11 protein-coding genes are annotated in these 17,930 nt (G+C 66.9%); 4 read left to right on the top strand and 7 right to left on the bottom strand.

The window, feature by feature from the left end:
• Nucleotides 1-31: 31 nt before the first annotated feature.
• Nucleotides 32-4,555 carry an FG-GAP-like repeat-containing protein gene (locus DAEP_RS0100210; RefSeq protein WP_027243252.1) on the bottom strand — a complete coding sequence of 1,508 codons (4,524 nt, stop codon included), beginning with the start codon at nt 4,553-4,555 and terminating at the stop codon, nt 32-34.
• 480 nt (nt 4,556-5,035) lie between these two features.
• Here DAEP_RS0100210 and DAEP_RS23855 point away from each other — a divergent pair, with 480 nt between their 5' ends.
• From DAEP_RS23855 to DAEP_RS0100220, 3 genes are all read left to right on the top strand, one after another.
• Complete coding sequence (locus tag DAEP_RS23855) at nt 5,036-5,251, top strand: hypothetical protein (protein WP_154665012.1); 216 nt, start codon at nt 5,036-5,038, stop codon at nt 5,249-5,251.
• Nucleotides 5,252-5,349: 98 nt separating this feature from the next.
• Nucleotides 5,350-6,432, top strand: a complete 1,083-nt coding sequence (locus tag DAEP_RS0100215; RefSeq protein ID WP_027243253.1) for a hypothetical protein — start codon at nt 5,350-5,352, stop codon at nt 6,430-6,432.
• A 4-nt stretch (nt 6,433-6,436) separates the two neighbouring features.
• Nucleotides 6,437-7,423 (top strand): nucleotidyltransferase family protein, encoded by a 987-nt coding sequence (locus tag DAEP_RS0100220; protein ID WP_027243254.1) that lies wholly within the window; start codon nt 6,437-6,439, stop codon nt 7,421-7,423.
• Between the two features lie 177 nt (nt 7,424-7,600).
• Here DAEP_RS0100220 and DAEP_RS0100225 read toward each other — a convergent pair whose 3' ends face one another.
• From DAEP_RS0100225 to DAEP_RS0100250, 6 genes are all read right to left on the bottom strand, one after another.
• Nucleotides 7,601-8,191, bottom strand: a complete 591-nt coding sequence (locus DAEP_RS0100225) for a polysaccharide biosynthesis/export family protein (protein WP_027243255.1) — start codon at nt 8,189-8,191, stop codon at nt 7,601-7,603.
• Nucleotides 8,192-8,383: 192 nt separating this feature from the next.
• Complete coding sequence (locus tag DAEP_RS22295) at nt 8,384-9,559, bottom strand: class I SAM-dependent methyltransferase (RefSeq protein ID WP_051337287.1); 1,176 nt, start codon at nt 9,557-9,559, stop codon at nt 8,384-8,386.
• Nucleotides 9,556-10,731 carry a class I SAM-dependent methyltransferase gene (locus tag DAEP_RS0100235; protein ID WP_084204375.1) on the bottom strand — a complete coding sequence of 392 codons (1,176 nt, stop codon included), beginning with the start codon at nt 10,729-10,731 and terminating at the stop codon, nt 9,556-9,558. The genes DAEP_RS22295 and DAEP_RS0100235 overlap by 4 nt, the downstream gene beginning before the upstream one ends.
• Nucleotides 10,728-13,070, bottom strand: a complete 2,343-nt coding sequence (locus tag DAEP_RS24295) for an NAD-dependent epimerase/dehydratase family protein (protein WP_208855433.1) — start codon at nt 13,068-13,070, stop codon at nt 10,728-10,730. The genes DAEP_RS0100235 and DAEP_RS24295 overlap by 4 nt, the downstream gene beginning before the upstream one ends.
• A gap of 2 nt (nt 13,071-13,072) precedes the next feature.
• Nucleotides 13,073-13,849, bottom strand: a complete 777-nt coding sequence (gene rfbF, locus DAEP_RS0100245) for a glucose-1-phosphate cytidylyltransferase (RefSeq protein WP_027243257.1) — start codon at nt 13,847-13,849, stop codon at nt 13,073-13,075.
• Between the two features lie 315 nt (nt 13,850-14,164).
• Complete coding sequence (locus DAEP_RS0100250; RefSeq protein WP_036760326.1) at nt 14,165-16,402, bottom strand: calcium-binding protein; 2,238 nt, start codon at nt 16,400-16,402, stop codon at nt 14,165-14,167.
• Between the two features lie 272 nt (nt 16,403-16,674).
• Here DAEP_RS0100250 and DAEP_RS0100255 point away from each other — a divergent pair, with 272 nt between their 5' ends.
• On the top strand, nt 16,675-17,856 hold the full coding sequence (locus DAEP_RS0100255) for a DUF2793 domain-containing protein (protein WP_027243259.1): 1,182 nt from the start codon (nt 16,675-16,677) through the stop codon (nt 17,854-17,856).
• Nucleotides 17,857-17,930 lie beyond the last annotated feature (74 nt).

The raw sequence follows: 17,930 nt of genomic DNA on the forward strand, positions 1-17,930 counted from the left end.
GGCAGGGCGGCTGTCCCTGACGGCCGTGCATTCAGACGAGGACGGCGAATTCAAACGCGTCTCCCGTCAGGTTCAGCCCATAGACATTGTGCAGCACGCCGATCAGCTCATCCTGATCGCCGCCGCTGCCTGCCAGCCAGATCGCGGTGCCGGCCGGCAGCCCGGCGGCGTCCTCGGTCAGCACGTAATCCGAGCTGGTTCCGGCCAGCCGCACCTTGTCGCCGGCGGTGAAGTCCCAGACATAGCCGTAATCGTCCGCGCCGCTGGTGGCGCCATCGCCGTCGTCATAATAGACGGTGCCGTTGTCTCCGAAAACGAACACATCGCCGCCGCCATTGCCGGTGAAGACATCCAGCTCCCCCAGCCCCGGCAGCGGAGCGGTTTCCTCCACCGCCGCCAGCACCTCGGCGGTATCATCGCCGATGATCACATCGCCGCCTTCGATTTCGGTGATGGCGATATCGTGGAACTCGATATCGTAATGATGGGCGACCAGCGCAAACGACCCGGTGACCGGATCGTCATAGCCGATCGTCAGGTCCATCAGCCAGTCCACCGGCTCGGCCGTGCCCTCTTCCCAGACCTTCATCTTGTAGGTCCGGTCAAAGGTGCCAGACTGCTCGACCCGCATCAGGAAATTGAACCGCGTGCCTTCGGCCAGCGCATAGTTGGTATCGCCGGTATTGGGGAAGATCTCGAAATGCGGGGTGCCGGTATGCTGGTTGTAGAACAGGAACTCCGAAGGGGTGAACCCTCTCAGCGGCTGCCACTGGATGGGGGAATCATCGGTATGGCCGTTCCACCACAGCCCGAAGCCGAACAGGCCGCCCACGATGGACATGTCATGCGGCGTGACCGCAACCCGGGCTTCGAAAAAGTCCCATGTGTCGTCGCCAAGGGTGATGAAGCGGTCAAAGCCCAGCTCCTTGGGACGCACGCCGTCGCCGGTCAGCATCCAGTTGCCGTCGACGATCTGGGCCACGTCCTGGATATTCGTGACCGTGGACCAGTCGATCGAGTAGTTCGGATCCCAGTCGGATCCGCCCTCATACTGGATGGTCACATCCTGCGTGTAGGTGGAGCCGTCCTCATATCTGGCAATGATCGACACCACATCGTCGGCCGCGGAAGGATCCAGTTCGGCATAGGCAATGTCGATGTTGAAATCCCCAGCCTTCTCCAGCCGGTGCTGGTCCGGGCCGGCCGACAAAGACCGCTCCGCACCGCCGTTCAGCGTGTAGCTCAGCGACACCAGCCCCTCGGCAAACACATCCCCCAGGATATTGACCCAGGTCTGCGGCACACCGGGCTGGCCAAAGGTCTGCACCGGCCCGTACCAGACGTCGATGACCGGCCCGACTGCGACGGTCACCGTCGCGGTATCGGTGAGGCCGCTGTCATCGGCGATCGTGTAAGTGAAGCTGTCCGCCCCCTCGTAGCCCGCATCGGGCGTATAGGTCAGGGTGCCGTCGCCATTGTCCGTCAGGGTGCCGTTCAACGGAGCGGTGAAGCTGCCGAAGGTGACGGGATCGCCATCGGGGTCGCTGTCATTGGCCAGCAGGCCGCTGATTGTGATCACCAGCGCCGTATCGGTGGCCGCGGACCGGATGTCATCCGCCGCATCCGGCGCCTGGTTCACCGGGGTGAAGCTGCCGTCCTCATCGGCGATCGGGTCGCCCGCCACCTCGAAGTAATCGACCTGCGCGGTATAGCCCGCGGCCAGCCCGGTGTTGCCCGCAAACACCCCCGCCGAACTGGCGGTCAGCGCATGGGTGAAGCTCACCGCCGTGGTCCAGCTGATGCCGTCGGCGGAATACTCATAGGTCCAGACATCGCCCGCGCGGTCCACCCGCAGATACTCGGCACTGCCCGGGATCACCGCATTGACCCGCGAGGAGGAGGAGCCGTTCACCGTCACCCCGGCAAAGACCCGCAGGTTGCTGCCGTCGGAATAGGTGTCGAACCGCACCCAGTTGCCCGCGTCCTGCTCCACCAGNATCCCCTGCAGCTGGAAGCGCTCGGTGGGCGTGGTCAGNAAGCGCGCCTCGACCTGGAAATCCTCATCCGCGATGGCCTGCATCGCGCGCGCCGCATTGTTGGTCCGCCAGGCGTCGTAATTGCCGTCCGGCGTCACCAGCTCCAGGTAGGCATCACTGGCATTGCTGGCCAGATTGGCCGAAACGCCCGCCGCCCCCGCGACCGTCCACACCGCCGGATCCAGCGCCCCGCCGCTGAAATCATCCGACACCAGCCCGCTGCCCGAGGCAGGCGTGCCGATGGTGAAGTCGAAGACAACCTTGGCAGGCGCCGAAATTCCGTCGCTGAGGCCGAGCTCAAACCCGTCCAGCCCGTCGGTCCCGGCAGTGGTGGCAAAGGAAACCAGCCCCTGGTTCACATCCGCCTGGGTAAAGCTGCCGCCTGCCGCCAGATCGGTGCCGTTCAGCCGCAGCGCGCCCAGTGCCGGGGCGGTGACCACGGTATAGACCAGCTCAGCTGCGCTTTGCTCGGTATCGGTGGCCGAGAGCAGCGCAGCATCGATGGCCAGCGTTTCGCCCGCGTTCATGACCGCGGACTGCTCCCGGTGCTGCAGCAGAACCGCCACGGTGGCATCGGTCTTGCTGGCGGCGATCACATCGGTCAGCCCGTCCTGATTCACGTCTTCCGGCATCGGGGTGTAGGCACCCACGGCATTGCTATCTATCGTCACCGCGCCAAAAACGCCGGCCCCGTTGTTTTGCAGGAAACGCACCGAATTGTCGCCGACGCTGGCCGCCAGCAGGTCTGTGTCGCCGTCATTGTCGACATCCTGGGCAATCACTGACCTTACACCCTGAACATTGGACGCCAGCACGGTTCTGGTATAGCCGCTGCCGGTATTGAAATAACCGATGACCTGGTTGCCAAGCTTGGCCGCCGCCGCGATATCGGTGAGGCCGTCGCCGTTCAGGTCGGCGGCAGTCACGTAATAGGCCCCGTTGGCGGTGTTATCGATCACCTGCTTGGTGAAATTCTGGCTGCCGCCGTTGACATAAAGCGCCACCGTGTCGTCGCCGTGGCTGGCGGCCAGCACGTCGAGATCGCCGTCGCCGTCGATATCAATTGCAACCGCCGTCTTGGCCTCAACCGCATTGCTGTCGAGCACCCGCTCGGTAAAATTCTGGGCGCCGTCATTCTCGTACCAGGCAATGGTATTTGAATCCTGGCTGGCGGTCACCAGATCAAGGTCGCCGTCGCCATCCATATCCGCCGCTTCGATGAAATGCGCCCCGTCCTTGACGGCAATCGTGTGGCGCTGAAAGCTGCCGGTGCCGTCGTTTTCGTACCAGACATACAGATCGTCGCGGTAGCCGCCGGCCAGAATATCCGGGTCGCCGTCCTGGTCGAGATCGGCAACCGAGGCCGGATAAGAGGACTCCAGCGCATTGTCGATGACATGCGCGGTGAAATTCTCCGCGCCGTCGTTCTCAAACCAGACAACGGAATCGTTCTGCTCGGAGGTGGCCGCCACGTCGATGTCGCCGTCGCCGTCGAAATCCGCCCCCAGCCCGACATGGGTCAGCGGCATGGCGGTTGACACAATGACCTTGCTGAAAACCGGCGTGCCGGTTGTCAGCACCGGGGCATCCTGGACAATGGGGCCGCCGCCGGGGCCGGAGGCGCTCAGCGTCACGGTGGCTGTCACGCTATCCGTGCCGTCGCTGAGCGTGTAGCGGAAGCTGTCGGAGCCGGAGGCGCCGGCATCCGGCGTATAGGAAAACGACCCGTCCGCGTTGAGGGCCACGGTTCCGTTGGCCGCCGGCGTTTCCAGGGACACCGTCAAGGGATCCCCGTCGGGGTCGCTGTCATTGCTCAGCACGCCGCTGGCGGCGTCCACTGTCAAACTGCCGTCCGGCGCAAGCAGGTAATTGTCATTCTGGGCCACAGGCGCCGTGTTCACCGGGGTGAAGCTGCCGTCCTCATCGGCGATCGGGTCGCCCGCCACCTCGAAGTAATCGACCTGCGCGGTATAGCCCGCGGCCTGCGCGGTATTGCCCGCAAACACCCCCGCCGAACTGGCGCTCAGCGCATGGGTGAAGCTCACCGCCGTGGTCCAGCTGATGCCGTCGGCGGAATATTCATAGGTCCAGACATCGCCCGCGCGGTCCACCCGCAGGTACTGCGCCTCCCCTGCCGGGATCACCGCATTGACCCGCGAGGAGGAGGAGCCGTTCACCGTCACCCCGGCAAAGACCCGCAGCACATTGCCGTCGGAATAGGTGTCGAACCGCACCCAGTTGCCGGCGTCCTGCTCCACCAGGATCCCCTGCAGCTGGAAGCGCTCGGCGGGGGTGGTCAGAAAGCGCGCCTCGACCTGGAAATCCTCATCTGCGATAGCCTGCATCGCGCGCGCCGAATTGTTGGTCTTCCAGGCGTCGTAATTGCCGTCCGGCGTTATCAGCTCCAGGTAAGCATCGGTGGCGTTGACGCCGATGCCCGCCGCCACCCCGGCCGGCCCCTCGACACTCCACACCGCAGGGTCCAGCGCCCCGCCGCTGAAATCATCTGATGAAAACACGTGACTTCCCCCAAAAACTCGTAACCCGGCGGCTCTGCAGGCCGCCTGCTCATTTAACTAACTAGGACCGTTTCCCCGGATAACTAACTAGGCCCGTTTTCCCGGAGTCCAGGCGGCCGCAAAGGGGACAAAACACTTTGCGTATACCGCAACACAGTACCACAGCCCCTTTCAAACGCCAATTGCGCAGACACTGCTGCCGCGGGGCGGTGCCCTGCCAGGACCGCCCGCATCCTGGCTGCGGGCTGCGGTTTTTTTGCCTCTGCGGGTGCCGCCAGAGTACCCTGCAGATATTGACTCAAGCCCAAGCAAGAGCCACACTATTTATTAAGGTTTTATCAGCCGGTGTTATTAAAACACCCTGACGGCGGGGGGGAAACCAACAGAGACGGCAAAAATTTTGAGCCGCCTCTGCTGATTTACAGCCTGATCGACCTAATTGTGTTCGACGAACCAAAGTACCAGTGAAGTAGAGTAAAAATGACAGATCATACAGATAAGCCGGAGTCCCCTGAACGCAGGGAGATCCTTCAAAAGGCCGGGCGTTTTGCAGCCGTAACAACGCCCGCGGTGACCTTCCTTCTCTCCACAACCCTGTCATCGGAGGCTGTCGCAAAGTCTGGCGGCAAGCCGAAGAAGAAGAAGAGAAAGAAGAGAAGGGGCCGCAAGAGACGCCGCACCAGCCACTACCACTAGGTTCTGCGGACGGGCCCGGCGGAGGATATCCGCCGGGTCCCTGACTATTGCTGCCTTTGTTTTTTCAGAGAGGGTATTTCTTGGACCTCGCTCAAATTATGGCCGTTCCTGATGTGCGCCTCGCAAGCGCCGGAACCCGCCATTTTTTGTTTCTGCCTCATAACCAGAAGCTGTTCTACGCATCTGACACGACCGTGGCCTTGTGGCCCCGGCTGGCGGCCGGGCTCAGCGTGGCGGATTTCGTCTGCGCCGCATCGGCGGGCGGCGGCGATGGCCGCCAGACGCTGATGGAGCTGCTGGAAGCAGGGGCCGTGCGGTATCTGGCGCCGCGCTCCGGGCCGGTGCCGGTCACCGCGCGCCTGTGCCTGTCGATCGGCGGCCACACCACCGGGATCTGCTGCACCGGCGAAAAGACCGCCGCTATGGTGCGCAGCCTCTTCGGGCATCTGCTGGTGGCGGACCGGCCTGCGGCGGACCAGCTTGTCCTTGCCGAGGAAGAGTCGCGGGCCGGGCTGGCCTGGGCCGGGGAAGACCCGGAGTGGCACCGCTGGGACGAAATCGGCGCCGCGCTGAAATATCTGCTGACAACCCAGGTTCTGGAGGCATCGGAGGATCCGGTGCTGCACACCGCGACCGTTTCCGCGGACGGCCAGAACATGCTGCTGTGCGGCGATCCCGGCAGCGGCAAGTCGACCCTGTCGGTTGCGCTGCACGGAGAGGGCTTCACCCTGGAAGGGGATGATCTGGCGGTGCTGCGCCGCGGCGGCGAGGTGATGTCCCTGCCCCTGCCGGCGACGCTGAAATGCGGCTCGCTGCCGCTTCTTGCGCCGCGCCTGCCGGGGCTTGAGGACCGGCCCGCCTACATGCGGCCGGACGGCAAGCGGGTCCGCTACCTGGCCTTGGACGCCGGGGCGGTTCCGGCGCGCCCCGTCCGCTGCGTGCTGTTCCTGCAGCGCAGCCCGGACAATCCGGCCGGGCTGGAGCCCGTTACCGCCGAAGAGGACATCATCCGGATGATGCTGGCATCCTGCTGGTCTGCGGACGACCGCCTGTCGGGGGACGGCTTTGACTCCCTGGCGGCGCTGATACGCTCGGCGCGGTTTTTCCAGGCCCGGCATGACGGGCTTGAGCACGCCTGCAGCCTGGCCCGGGAGGCCTGGCGCCTGGCGGGGAGCGGCTGATCAGATGCCCGTTTTGGCCCCGACCGCTCTGGAAGATCTGTCGCACTGCCTGCAGGGGCGGGTGCCCGCGGACCCGGACTGGGAGCAGATCATCGGCTGCGCCAACGAGCACCTTGTCAGCCCGCTGCTCTACAGGCGGCTGGTGCAGTCCGGCCAGGCCGGGCAGGTCGACCCCGAGGCCCTGAGCTACCTGGCCTCGGTGGACGCCGCCAACATCACCCGCAACACGATGCTGAAAGCCCAGCTTGACGAAGTCCTGACGGCGCTGACGGCGGAAGGGCTGGAGGCGGGCCTGATGAAGGGGGCGGTCAATCTGTTCCAGGCCGCGGACGCCGCCGATGCGGCGCGGATGTCCTTTGACCTGGATATCGTGACCAGCCCGGATCAGGACGGCGCTGTCGAACGCGTTCTGAGCCGCCTTGGCTATGAAAAATTCCCCAACAGCCGCAACCAGTATTCCCTGGGCAGCTATTTCCGGGCGGATGTTGCCGGCGCATTGGACATCCATCACCGGATCCCGGAACGCTATTTCGGCGTCATCAGCGCCCGCGAGATGGAAGAGCACAGCCGCCTGGTGCCGTTCGGGGCGGGCGCCGTGCGGATCCCGAATGCCCATTTGCGCCTGGTGACCAACCTGGCGCATGACATGCTGCACGACCGCGGCGTGTTTTCGGGCTTTGTGCACCTGCGGTATCTGATCGACCTGATCGAGCTGTGCGCGGTGCCCGGGGATCCGGTCGGCTGGCAGCGGGTCGAGGAGAAGTTCTCCACCTACCGGTTCAAGCTGGGGCTGGAATTGCAGTGCCGCCTGATCCGGCACCTGTTTCCCGAAGCGGGGTTCCCCGAAGGCCCGCGCAGCCTCGCGGGCTGGGCGCTGCATCAGCGCAGGCTGCTCAGGTCGCGGCTGCCGCGTCTGGCAGGGCTGGAATGGCAGATGATCCTGCGCCTGCGGCGGACCCGGTTCTGGCTGTGGCTGCGCCAGCCAAGGTAAGGCCTCAGGCCAAAACCCCGGGCCAAAACCCCGGGCCAAAACCCCAGGCGGAACCCCAGGCGGAACCCCAGGCCAGACCCCAAGACCAGCCCCCACGGGGCCGGCCCTGCGGCCGCTCTGCCCTCCGGAGGCCCGTCCGGAGGCCCGTCCGGGGGCAACGTCCGGGGCCGGGCCAGGCTACTCGAACAGGCGGCGCTGGGGCACCACGATCACATCGCCCGGCACCAGGACCGTGCTGCCGGAAATGCCGCTGCCGCCATTGGTGCGGTAATTGTAGAGATAGATCTTTTCGCCCCGGCGCAGCTGAATCCGCTTGTCAGCGGCAAACCGGGTCAGACCGCCCGCCTGGGCAAGCGCCTGAAGCAGGGTTGTGCTGCGGCTTGCCTCCAGCATGCCGGGGGTGGTGATCTCCCCCATCACGTAAACGGCGCGCACGGCGCGGGGGGCAGCGACGGTGGACCGTACCGCCGGTTCCGCCAGCGCATCGACCGACACAAACACCCGCGGCTTGGCGGCGAAATTGGGCGTCAGGGCATTTGTCAGATCATTCCGGACCTGATCGACCGTCCGCCCGGCCGCGGCCACGCCGCCGGCCAGCGGGAACGTGATGGAGCCGTCCGGCAGCACCAGCGTGCTGCGGCTCAGGCTGTCATCTTCAAGCACTTCGACCCGCAGCGTATCGCCGGTCTTGATCTTGTAGCCGCTTTGCGCCTGCGCGGCTGAGGCCAAAAGCAGAGCCGTGAAAAAACCGAATATCAACTTGAACATAGCAGACCTCCCTGAGGACAAAAAATTTGAAAACAGATCCCTGCGAAACCGCCCGGCCAGTTGCACCTGAACCGGTCCGGCGCAGTGCCCGCACCGCTCAGGGCGGCACCTTGATCCTATCAATCCTCATTCATACCCTCCATAGCGGCATATGCACACTTTGAGATAGCAAAACACCAGAACACCCCCGCCCTAGCCTGCAATGACCGCAAATTCCGGCCGCAGCCCCGCGGCCTGAACCTGGGCAATGATTTCCTCCTCGTACAAGGCGTTCGCGATCAGCACCAAGGCGGGGCGGAGGCTGGCCAGCTGCTCCGGCGCAACGACCGGCAGGCCAACCCCGGGCGCAAACCGCTGGTGCTTGCGGGGGTTCAGGTCGACAAAGGCCGCCAGCCCGCGCGCCGCCTCCCCCAGCGCATTGGCAAAGGTGATCCCCTTCGACCCGGCGCCCCAGATGACGGTGCTGCCGCTGCAGCCCTGCAGTTTGCTGCGCCACCGCTGCAATTCCGCATCCGCCGCCTCTCCGAAGGCCCGGGCCGATGCGCAGATCTGCGCCGCCCCCGGATCCAGATAGTCCGGCTGCGGCCGGGACGGGACCGCTTCGGCCATCAGGAACTGGCCGCCATAGCCGGTGCGGACGGAGACCGGCTCGAACCCCGACCGGCGGAACAGGGCGGTGAGGGCCGGCGCGCTCCAGTAGCCCACATGCTCATAGATCACGTCCCACATCGAGACCGTCTCCAGCATCCAGCCGGCATTCGGCACTTCGAAGCAGACCGGGACATCCCGGCTGCCGATCGCCCGGCGGATATCGCTGAGCAGGGCAAGCGGGTCGTCCAGATGCTCCAGCACATGGCGGCACAGGATCGCGTCAAACGGCCGGTCCAGCTGAGCGGAACGGAAGTATTCGCCCACAATTTCAACGTTATCGCGGGCAGTGAAGGGAGACGACGCGCCCGCCATCGAAGGATCAAAACCGGTGGCCGAAGCGACGCCGTTTTGCGCCAGCAGATCCAGCATATAGCCGTCGCCGCAGCCGATCTCGATCACATGCTTGCCCGCCAGCCCGTGCCGCGCCACCAGCCCGGCCGCCAGTTCTTCGGCAAAGGCCTGGAAGCGGGGCGAGAAATGCAGCGCGTTCTCGTAGCCGGGCGCATAGGCCATGCGGGCGGGCTCAAAGGCGCTGTTCCAGATGAACCCGCACTCGCTGCAAAGCTGCAGATCCACGGTCCCGGCAGGCGCCGCCCGCGCCGCCGCCCGGTCCGGCCACAGCTGGTTGCAGATCACCGGAACGCTCTCCAGCCTGAAAATGCCCTGCGCCTTTTGCGCGGCGCAGAGCGGGCAGGTTATGGCGGCTGCGGCGCTCATACCGCCACCAGTTCCGGGGTAAGGCCCAGGGCCGACAATTGCGCCCCGATTTCGGGCAGGTAGACCGGGTTCATGACGATCACGGTATCGGGCGGCGCCGCCTGCAGGCTGTCCGGGGCGCTGACGGGATGGCCGGTGCCGGGCAGGTATTTGCCCTGTTTGAACGGGTTGATGTCGATGACCTGCGCCACCTCCTGCCCAAGGCCGTTGGTGGTCAGGAAGGACACGCCTTTCGAACCGCCGCCCCAGATGGCCACCCGCTGGCCGGCGGCGTGGCGGCTGCGCACGAATTCCGTCCAGTGACGGCGGACCTCCGCGACCTTTTGCGGAAACCGGGCCGCCAGGGCGCGCACCGTCTCCAGGTCGTCCTCCTGCGGCAGCGCAGGGCGGCCTGCCGCGGGGGCTGCGTACTGGATGATGTACTGGCCGTCATAGGCCAGATACAGCCCGGTCACATCAAAGCCCGCGCGCCGGAACAGCCGCGCGTGGCTGCCTTGCGTGAAATAGGAGCAATGCTCATAATAAATGTCCCAGAAGGCGCCTTCCTGCAGCACCCGCTGCACATCCGGCGTTTCAAAGAACAGGCCCGCGGCGGTATGCCCGTCCAGCACCTGCACGATGTCCTGCATGAAGCGGCCGACCTCGGGGATATGCTCCAGCGTGTGGCGGCAGACGACGAAATCGGGCGGCTCGGCGATGGTGGCGGGATCGAAGAATTCGCGCTGGAAGCGGATCTCCCGGCCCTGCGCCCCGGGCAGGCGCTCCGGGATGAAGCCGGGGTCGACCCCCAGCCCGAGGGTGCCGGTCTGGCGGGCAAGCTCCTGCAGGAACTCGCCCTTGCCGCAGCCGATTTCCAGGGTCCGCTTGCCCTTCAGGTCGTAAAGGGAGGCCGCTTCCGCCGCGAGATCGCAGGCGAACCGGTTGAAGGTGCCGGAGAAATGCTGGCTCTCCTCGGTGGCGGAGGCATAGTCGACCAGCGACAGGTCGAACACCGAATTGAAGATGAAGCCGCAGCCGCCGCAGAACATCAGCACCAGCGGATGGCGCGGAAACTGCCGCGCCTCCTCCGCGCTCTCCAGCAGGATGCAGCTTTGCACCGGGATGGCGTCCAGCCGGTAGATCTCCGCGAGGTCCCGGCTGCTGCAGGCCGGGCAGGCGCTCTTGCCGCTCATCTGCTGCTGTCCTGTTCCGGGGCGCTGACGATCTCGAGGCCGGGGATCGGGACGACGAATTTCCCGCCCGCCTCCAGAAAGGCCTGCTGCTGGCGGATGATCTCGTCGCGGAAATTCCACGGCAGGATCATCACGTAATCCGGCTTGTCCTGCATCAGCTTCTCCGGCGCGTCGATCCGGATCCGCACGCCGGGCATGTATTTGCCCTGCTTGTGGATGTTCTTGTCCACCGCATATTCGATGGCGCGGCCGTTCAGGTTCAGGAAGTTCAGCATGATAGTGCCCTTGGCGGCGGCGCCATAGGCCGCGATGCGCTTGCCATCGGCCTTCAGCGCGCCCACCAGCCTGCGGGCCTTGTCGCGGAAGGCGCGCACCCGGGCGCCGAAGCTCTCATAATACTCGAACCGGTCGAGCCCCAGCGCGTGCTCTTCCGCCAGAAGGCCCTGCACCGCATCCGTGACGGCTGCGCATTTGCTGAAATAGAGCCGCAGCGAGCCGCCGTGGATCGGCAGGCGGCGGACATCGTTCAGGTAGAGCCCGTGCCGCTCGAACAGCGCCTTGGCGGATCCGGCCGAGAAGTAGCACAGATGCTCGTGGTAGATGGTGTCGAATTCGATGAAGTCGATCATGTCGCGGACATAGGGGAACTCGACGACAACGATGCCGTTGTCCGCCAGCAGGTCCGCCATTCCGGCCACCAGGTCGTTCTGATCGGCGACATGGGCCACCACGTTGTTGGCGATGATCACATCCGCCCGCCTGCCCTGGGCGCGCAGGCCCGCGGCAACGCGGGTGCCGAAGAAGTCGACAACCGTCTCGATCCCCTTTTCGCGCGCCGCCCTGGCGGGCTGGCTGGCGGGGTCGATCCCCAGGACCTGGATGCCCTGCGCCTGGAAGTTCTGCAGCATGTAGCCGTCATTGGAGGCGATCTCGGCCACCAGGCTGTCCGGCCCCAGGCCGCGCATCCTGATCAGCTCCTCCGCGTTTTCCCGGGAATGCTTCAGCAAATCCTCGGAATAGGAGGAGAAATAGACATAGTCGTCGCCGAACATCTCTTCGGCCGGGCGGGTTTCCAGCAGCTGCACCAGGGTGCAGCCCGGGCAATAGCCCAGCCGCAGCGGCACCAGGGTTTCCTGCTGCGATGGCCCGGCCGCCTCCAGCAGCCCGTCCGAGCGCGGCATCCGCCCCAGGTCGAGGATCGGCTCCAGCCCCTGATGGCCGCAGGAGATGCACTGCACCCGGGCGCTGTCGGAGGCAAACTGCGCCTGCTCCGCATCCGGGGCCTGCGGGGGGCGGGCGGCCTCGCCTGCCGGGGTATGCTTCAGGGTGACATCGATGATGCCTTCGCCAATCAGCTTCTTGATATGGCCGATGCGCTGATAGCGCGGCCCCTCGAATTCCTCCAGCGTCAGCTTCTGCGCCTGGTAGGCCTCATAGAGCGACTGCGCGCCGCGGCGCGCATCCCACTGCGGCTTGAACTGCGGCATCACGCGCTGGATCTTGTCGCAGTTCACCCGGTAGGACCGCTTGTCCGGCCCGGCGCCCTCGGCGAAGGTGACCTGGCAGCCCGGCACCACATCGGCGACGATCTCCGCCAGCTCGCGGATCTGGTAGTTGTGCCCGGTCACGCCGACATTGAACGCCTCGTTGCGGATCTTGTCCGCCGGCGCCTCGAGCGTTGCCAGGAAGGCGCGGCTGATGTCCTCGATATGGGTGATCGGCCGCCACGGCGTGCCGTCCGACTTCATATGGATATTGCCGGTTGTCACCGCCCAGGCGACCAGGTTGTTCAGCACCAGGTCGAACCGGATGCGCGGGCTGACGCCATAGGCGGTGGCAGAGCGCAGGAAGGCCGGGCAGAAGCCGTCATCGGCCAGCTCCGCCAGCGCCAGCTCCGACTTCACCTTGCTTTCGCCATAGGGGGTGACCGGGTTGAAGGCGCCGGTCTCGTCGATGAAATCCTCCCCCGATGCGCCGTAGTTGGAGCAGGAGGAGGAAAACACGAACCGCTGCACCCCCGCCGCCTTGGCGGCGCGGGCCACTTTCATGGTGCCTTCGAAATTGATGTCATAAGTGGTTTCCGGGCGGAAATCGCCCAGCGGATCGTTGGACAGCGCCGCCAGATGCAAAACCGCATCGAACCCCAGCAGATCCGCGGTTTCGACATCGCGGATGTCCTTGCGGATCTCGGGCACCTGCGGCATCTCCCCGCCCGGCGCGAAGGTGCAGCGCTCGTAAAGATCGCTGTCAAGGCCGGTCACCTCATGCCCGGCCGCCGTCAGCATCGGGGTCAGCACGGTTCCGATATAGCCCCGGTGGCCTGTCACCAGTACACGCATGGTCACTTCTCCCAAACCGCCCAGGGGCGCTGCCCGGAATTCCACAGTGTCTGCAGGATGTGCTTGTCGCGCAGCGTGTCCATCGCCGCCCAGAAGCCGTCATGGCGGTAGGCCATCAGCTGGCCGTCCTTGGCCAGGTTTTCCAAGGGCGCATGCTCGAACATCACCATGTCCCCTTCGATGTAGTCGAACACCTGCGGCTCCAGCACGAAGAAGGCGCCGTTGATCCAGCCCTCGGCGGTCTGCGGCTTCTCCTCAAAGGCGGTGACCTGGTCGCCGTCAAACCGCATGTGGCCGTAGCGGGCGGGCGGGCGCACCGCGGTGATGGTCGCCAGCTTGCCGTGATAGCGGTGAAAGGCCAGCAGCTTGTCCAGATCCACATCGGACACCCCGTCGCCCCAGGTCAGCATGAAGGTTTCGTTGCCCAGGTGCGGCTGCAGCCGCTTGACCCGGCCGCCGGTCAGCGTCTCATCGCCGGTTTCGATCAGGTCGACGGTCCAGGGGGCATGCTGCTGGTCATGGCGCACCACCGGATCGGGGCGCCCCATATTGACGGTGATACTGCCCGCCAGCGTGCCGTATTCGGCAAAATAGCGTTTGATGTAATCGCCCTTGTAGCCCAGGGCGACAGAGAAATCGTTATATCCGTAATGGGAATAGATCATCATAATATGCCACAGGATCGGCATCCCGCCGATTTCCACCATCGGCTTCGGCCTGACGGAGGTCTCCTCTGCCAGACGGGTTCCCTTGCCGCCGGCAAGAATAGCCACTTTCATAAAACGTCTCCCTTGATGGAGTTACTGGAAACACGGGGATCCGGTCCGGGCAGCGCGGTTCCGGCCGGCGCAGCGCCCTGCTGCACCCGTCCCTTTTTCTGGGCGGGCGAGACGGCAAAAACGCTGGCCGCGGACACAGCCGGAGCACATCTTTCCGGCATTTCGCAACGCAGCATACGGAACAATCCCGACCTTAGCAGAACCACTTAGACCCCCGGCGGGGGCAGAATATTGACCCCCTTGACGGAACGGTAATCCGAAACCTTCACAAGTAAAGGCCGGCACCGGCTGCCGGGCAGCCGGCAGCGGCGCCCTTCAGAACAGGAAATCATCCGCATCCAGCTGGCCGGGGCGCAGGTCCTCCAGGAAGATCCTGCCCGACCCGGTGCCGATCAGCGTGCCGCCGTCCGCCCGGCTGATGTCGAGGCCGTCAAACCCGTCCGCCGCCGCCCCGCTCAGGTCGATCAGGTCCGTGCCCGGCACGAAATCCGCGACCGTGTCGCGGCCGTGGCCGCGGGCAAAGACAAAGACATCGGCGCCGCCCTGCCCGGCCAGCTTGTCGTTGCCGCCGCCGCCCTCCAGCCGGTCATCGCCGCCGCCGCCGGTCAGCCGGTCCGCGCCGCCGCCGCCCTTCAGCAGGTCGCCGCTGCCGCCGCCCGTCAGCCTGTCATTGCCGCCGCCGCCGATCAGCCGGTCCGCGCCGCCGCCGCCCTTCAGCAGGTCGCCGCTGCCGCCGCCCTTCAGCATGTCATCGCCGCTGCCGCCCATCAGCCGGTCCGCGCCGCTGCCGCCCTTTAGCAGGTCGCTGCTGCTGCCGCCCTTGAGAGTGTCGCTGCCGGTACCGCCGTCCAGCCGGTCGCGGCCGCTGCCGCCCAGCAGCAGGTCATCGCCGCTGCCGCCCTTGAGGGTATCGGTGCCGCCGCCGCCCGCCAGCACGTCGCTGCCCGCCAGGCCGTCCAGCAGGTCGCTGCCGCCGGTGCCCGAGATCCGGTCGCTGCCGCGGCTGCCGTAGAACCCGCCGCCGGGCAGGGTCACGCCGGGGGCCTGGCGCTCCGGGAAGGCAAACTGCAGCGAGGGGCCGAACACATCCTCCAGCGCCAGTTCGCCGCCGCCCTCCTGCACCAGCAGGATCCGGGTCTCCCCCGCCTCGATCTCGATGCCAAAACTGCGCCCGCGAGCGTCCAGCTGGGCAGCGCTGCGGAGGTCCTCGAACAGCGACAGGTCCAGCCGGTCCTCGCCGGGGGTGAAGCCGCGCACCGTCACCGCTCCGGCCGCCGGGTTGATGACAAAGACATCGGCGCCGCTGCCGCCGTCCAGTGCGCCGCCGCGGGCGCCTGCCACCAGCACGTCGTCGCCGGCCCCGCCAAAGAGGTCCGCACCGCTGCCGCCGCCGTCCAGCACGTCATTGCCGGCGCTGCCGTCCAGCCGGGCGGCGCCCGCCGCCGCCAGCCGCACCTCCCCCAGATCCGCCAGCGGCAGGGTGAACCGGCTGATGCCGCCTGCCGCGCCGGAGGCGGCAAAGACCTGCAGCGCGCCGCCCGCAACCGCCGCCTCCAGCGCGGTTACGTTCTGCAGCCCCAGACCGGGCATATGCTCCAGGCTCTGCAGGTGGATCAGCCCGGCGCCAGGCGCCAGGGTGAACAGGCTGAGGCCGCCGTCATTTCCCGCCGCCAGCACCAAAACATGGCCCTCCGCCTCCACCACCTCCAGCGCGCTGACGCCGCCAAAGCGGGTCATCGCGGTGTCCATCAGCTGGGCCTCAAGGCGCAGCCCCCCGTCCGCCGCCACCTGCACCAGGGTGAGCGAGCTGCTGCCCGCGGCGCCGATCAGCGCCCAGGATTTGCCGAAGGCCTCAAAGCTTTCCAGCGCGGTGATGCCAGAGATGGACAGCCCCTGCGCCGCGCCCAGATCATCGGCCGGGCTCAAGGCGCCGGTGGCGGCATCGGCGCGGCAGCTGTGCAGCCCTTGCGCATCCGCCGCCAGCAGCACCGGGCCGCCAGCGGTCTGCACCGTCGCCAGCAGCGCCGCCGGATCCAGCTGCAGGGCGCCGCTGCCGCCCGCGGCGGCGGTCCGGCCCTGCACATCGCCCGCCGCATCCAGCTGCCAGCCCTGCAGCGCGCCGCTGGCGGCCCCCACCGCGTAAAACGCCGATCTGCCGCCCGCCAGCTCCAGCAGCGCTACCGCGCCGAAGCCGCCCGCATCGGCGCCCGCCAGCGCGTCGCGCTGCTGGCCGCCCAGGCTGCCGCCGTCCTGCAGCTCGTAATAGGTCAGGTCGCCCCCGCTGGTCTGGCCCTGCACCAGCCGCACCGCACCGCCCGCCTCGGCCAGCTGGACCGGGCCGGTGCGCAAGGATACCGCGCCATGCAGCTGCTGGCCCGCCAGCTGCGGCAGGCTGCCATCGCCGGACAGCTGCCAGCGGCTGATGCCGCCATTCAGGCCGGTGACGGCATAAAGCGTGGCCTGGCCGTCCTGCACCGCGATTTCCAGATCGCGCAGGCCGGTGCCGAAAATCAGATCCTCCGTGCCGAACCGTCCGGTGAATGCCAGTGCCATGACCCGCTCCTTTGCGCTTGCGATCCAGGACTCAGGCTGGCGGACCCGCCGGGCGCAAAGCGGGAAGCAAAACGGGCGAAATCAGGGACATTGTTTACAGATTGACGACAATTGCGCGAACAGGCCGGGAACGGGGCCGGAACAGACGCCTCCTGCCCCGCCCTGCCCGCAGCCGTTGCGTCCCCGGCGCACGCCCCGTTAGCGCCCGCTTGACCCGGCTCTGGCACTCTGGCGCGGATCCCGTTTCCCGCCACAGCCGGAGCCCCTGCCCCATGACCCAGTCCTCGCCGATCCTTGCCCTGCCCTACCTGATGCCCTCCCAGGCGCAGAAACATGTGACCCACAACGAAGCGCTGCAGCTGCTGGATGCCCTGGTGCAGCTCAGCGTTCAGGGGTTCGATGCCGCCACCCCGCCCGCCAGCCCGGCCCCGGGCGAGAGCCATGCGCTTGGCGCGGCGCCGCAGGCGGCCTGGGCCGGCCATGCCGGCGAAATCGCGGTCTGGCAGGGCGAGGGCTGGCTGTTCCTCGCCCCCCGGCCCGGCTGGCGCGCCTGGAGCCTGGCGGAGGCGGAACTGCGGGTCTGGGACGGCAGCGCCTGGATCCTGCCGCCCGCCGCCACCCAGAACCTGGCCCGGGTCGGGGTGGGCACCGCCGCAGACGCCGCCAACCCGCTGTCGGTCTCCGGCCCGGCAACGCTGCTGACCCATGCCGGAGCGGGCCATCAGCTCAAGGTGAACAAGGCCGCCGGCAGCGACACCGCCTCCGTGCTGTTCCAGTCCGGCTGGAGCGGCCGGGCCGAGATCGGGCTCGCGGGCAATGACGATTTCTCGGTGAAGCTCTCCGCCGATGGCAGCGGCTGGAGCACCGCGCTGGCGCTCAAGGCAAACGGCCGCGCGGGCCTTGGCACCGCCAGCCCGGCGGCGCATCTGGAGATCCTGGGCGGCAGTGCCGACTACCTGCTGGCAGGCGATGGCAGCACCGGTTTCCGGCTTGGCGCGGACGGCAACGGCAGCTGCTCCGGCGCCTGGTCCGGCGGCGGCGCTGATTACGCGGAATGGTTCGAATGGGCCGACGGCAACCCGGACGCCGAGGACCGCCGCGGCCTCAGCGTGGTGCTGGAAGGCGCCAGGATCCGCCCGGCCCGGCCCGGCGAGGTGCCCATCGGCGTGATCAGCAGCAATCCGGCGGTGATCGGCGACGGCGATCTGGACGGCTGGAAGCGCCGCTGGCGGCGCGACGCCTATGGCGGCCTGCTGCGCGATGCGGCAGGGCAGCCGCAGGAAAACCCCGCCTATGATCCCGGGCGGCCTTACGTGCCGCGCTCAGAACGCCGGGAATGGGCGCTGGCGGGTCTTCTGGGCAAGCTCCGGCTGCGCCGCGGCCAGCCCGCAGCGCCGGGCTGGACCCGGATGCGGCAGATCTCCGCGGAGGTGGAGGAATGGCTGGTGCGCTGAGGCCCGCCGGGGCCTTGCGCCGCCCGTACCCTTCGTCCCTACCCTTTGGCGCCCTGGCCGCGGGCGCGCAACTG

The organism is Leisingera daeponensis DSM 23529 (genome assembly GCF_000473145.1).
GTDB classification, from domain to species: Bacteria; Pseudomonadota; Alphaproteobacteria; order Rhodobacterales; family Rhodobacteraceae; genus Leisingera; species Leisingera daeponensis.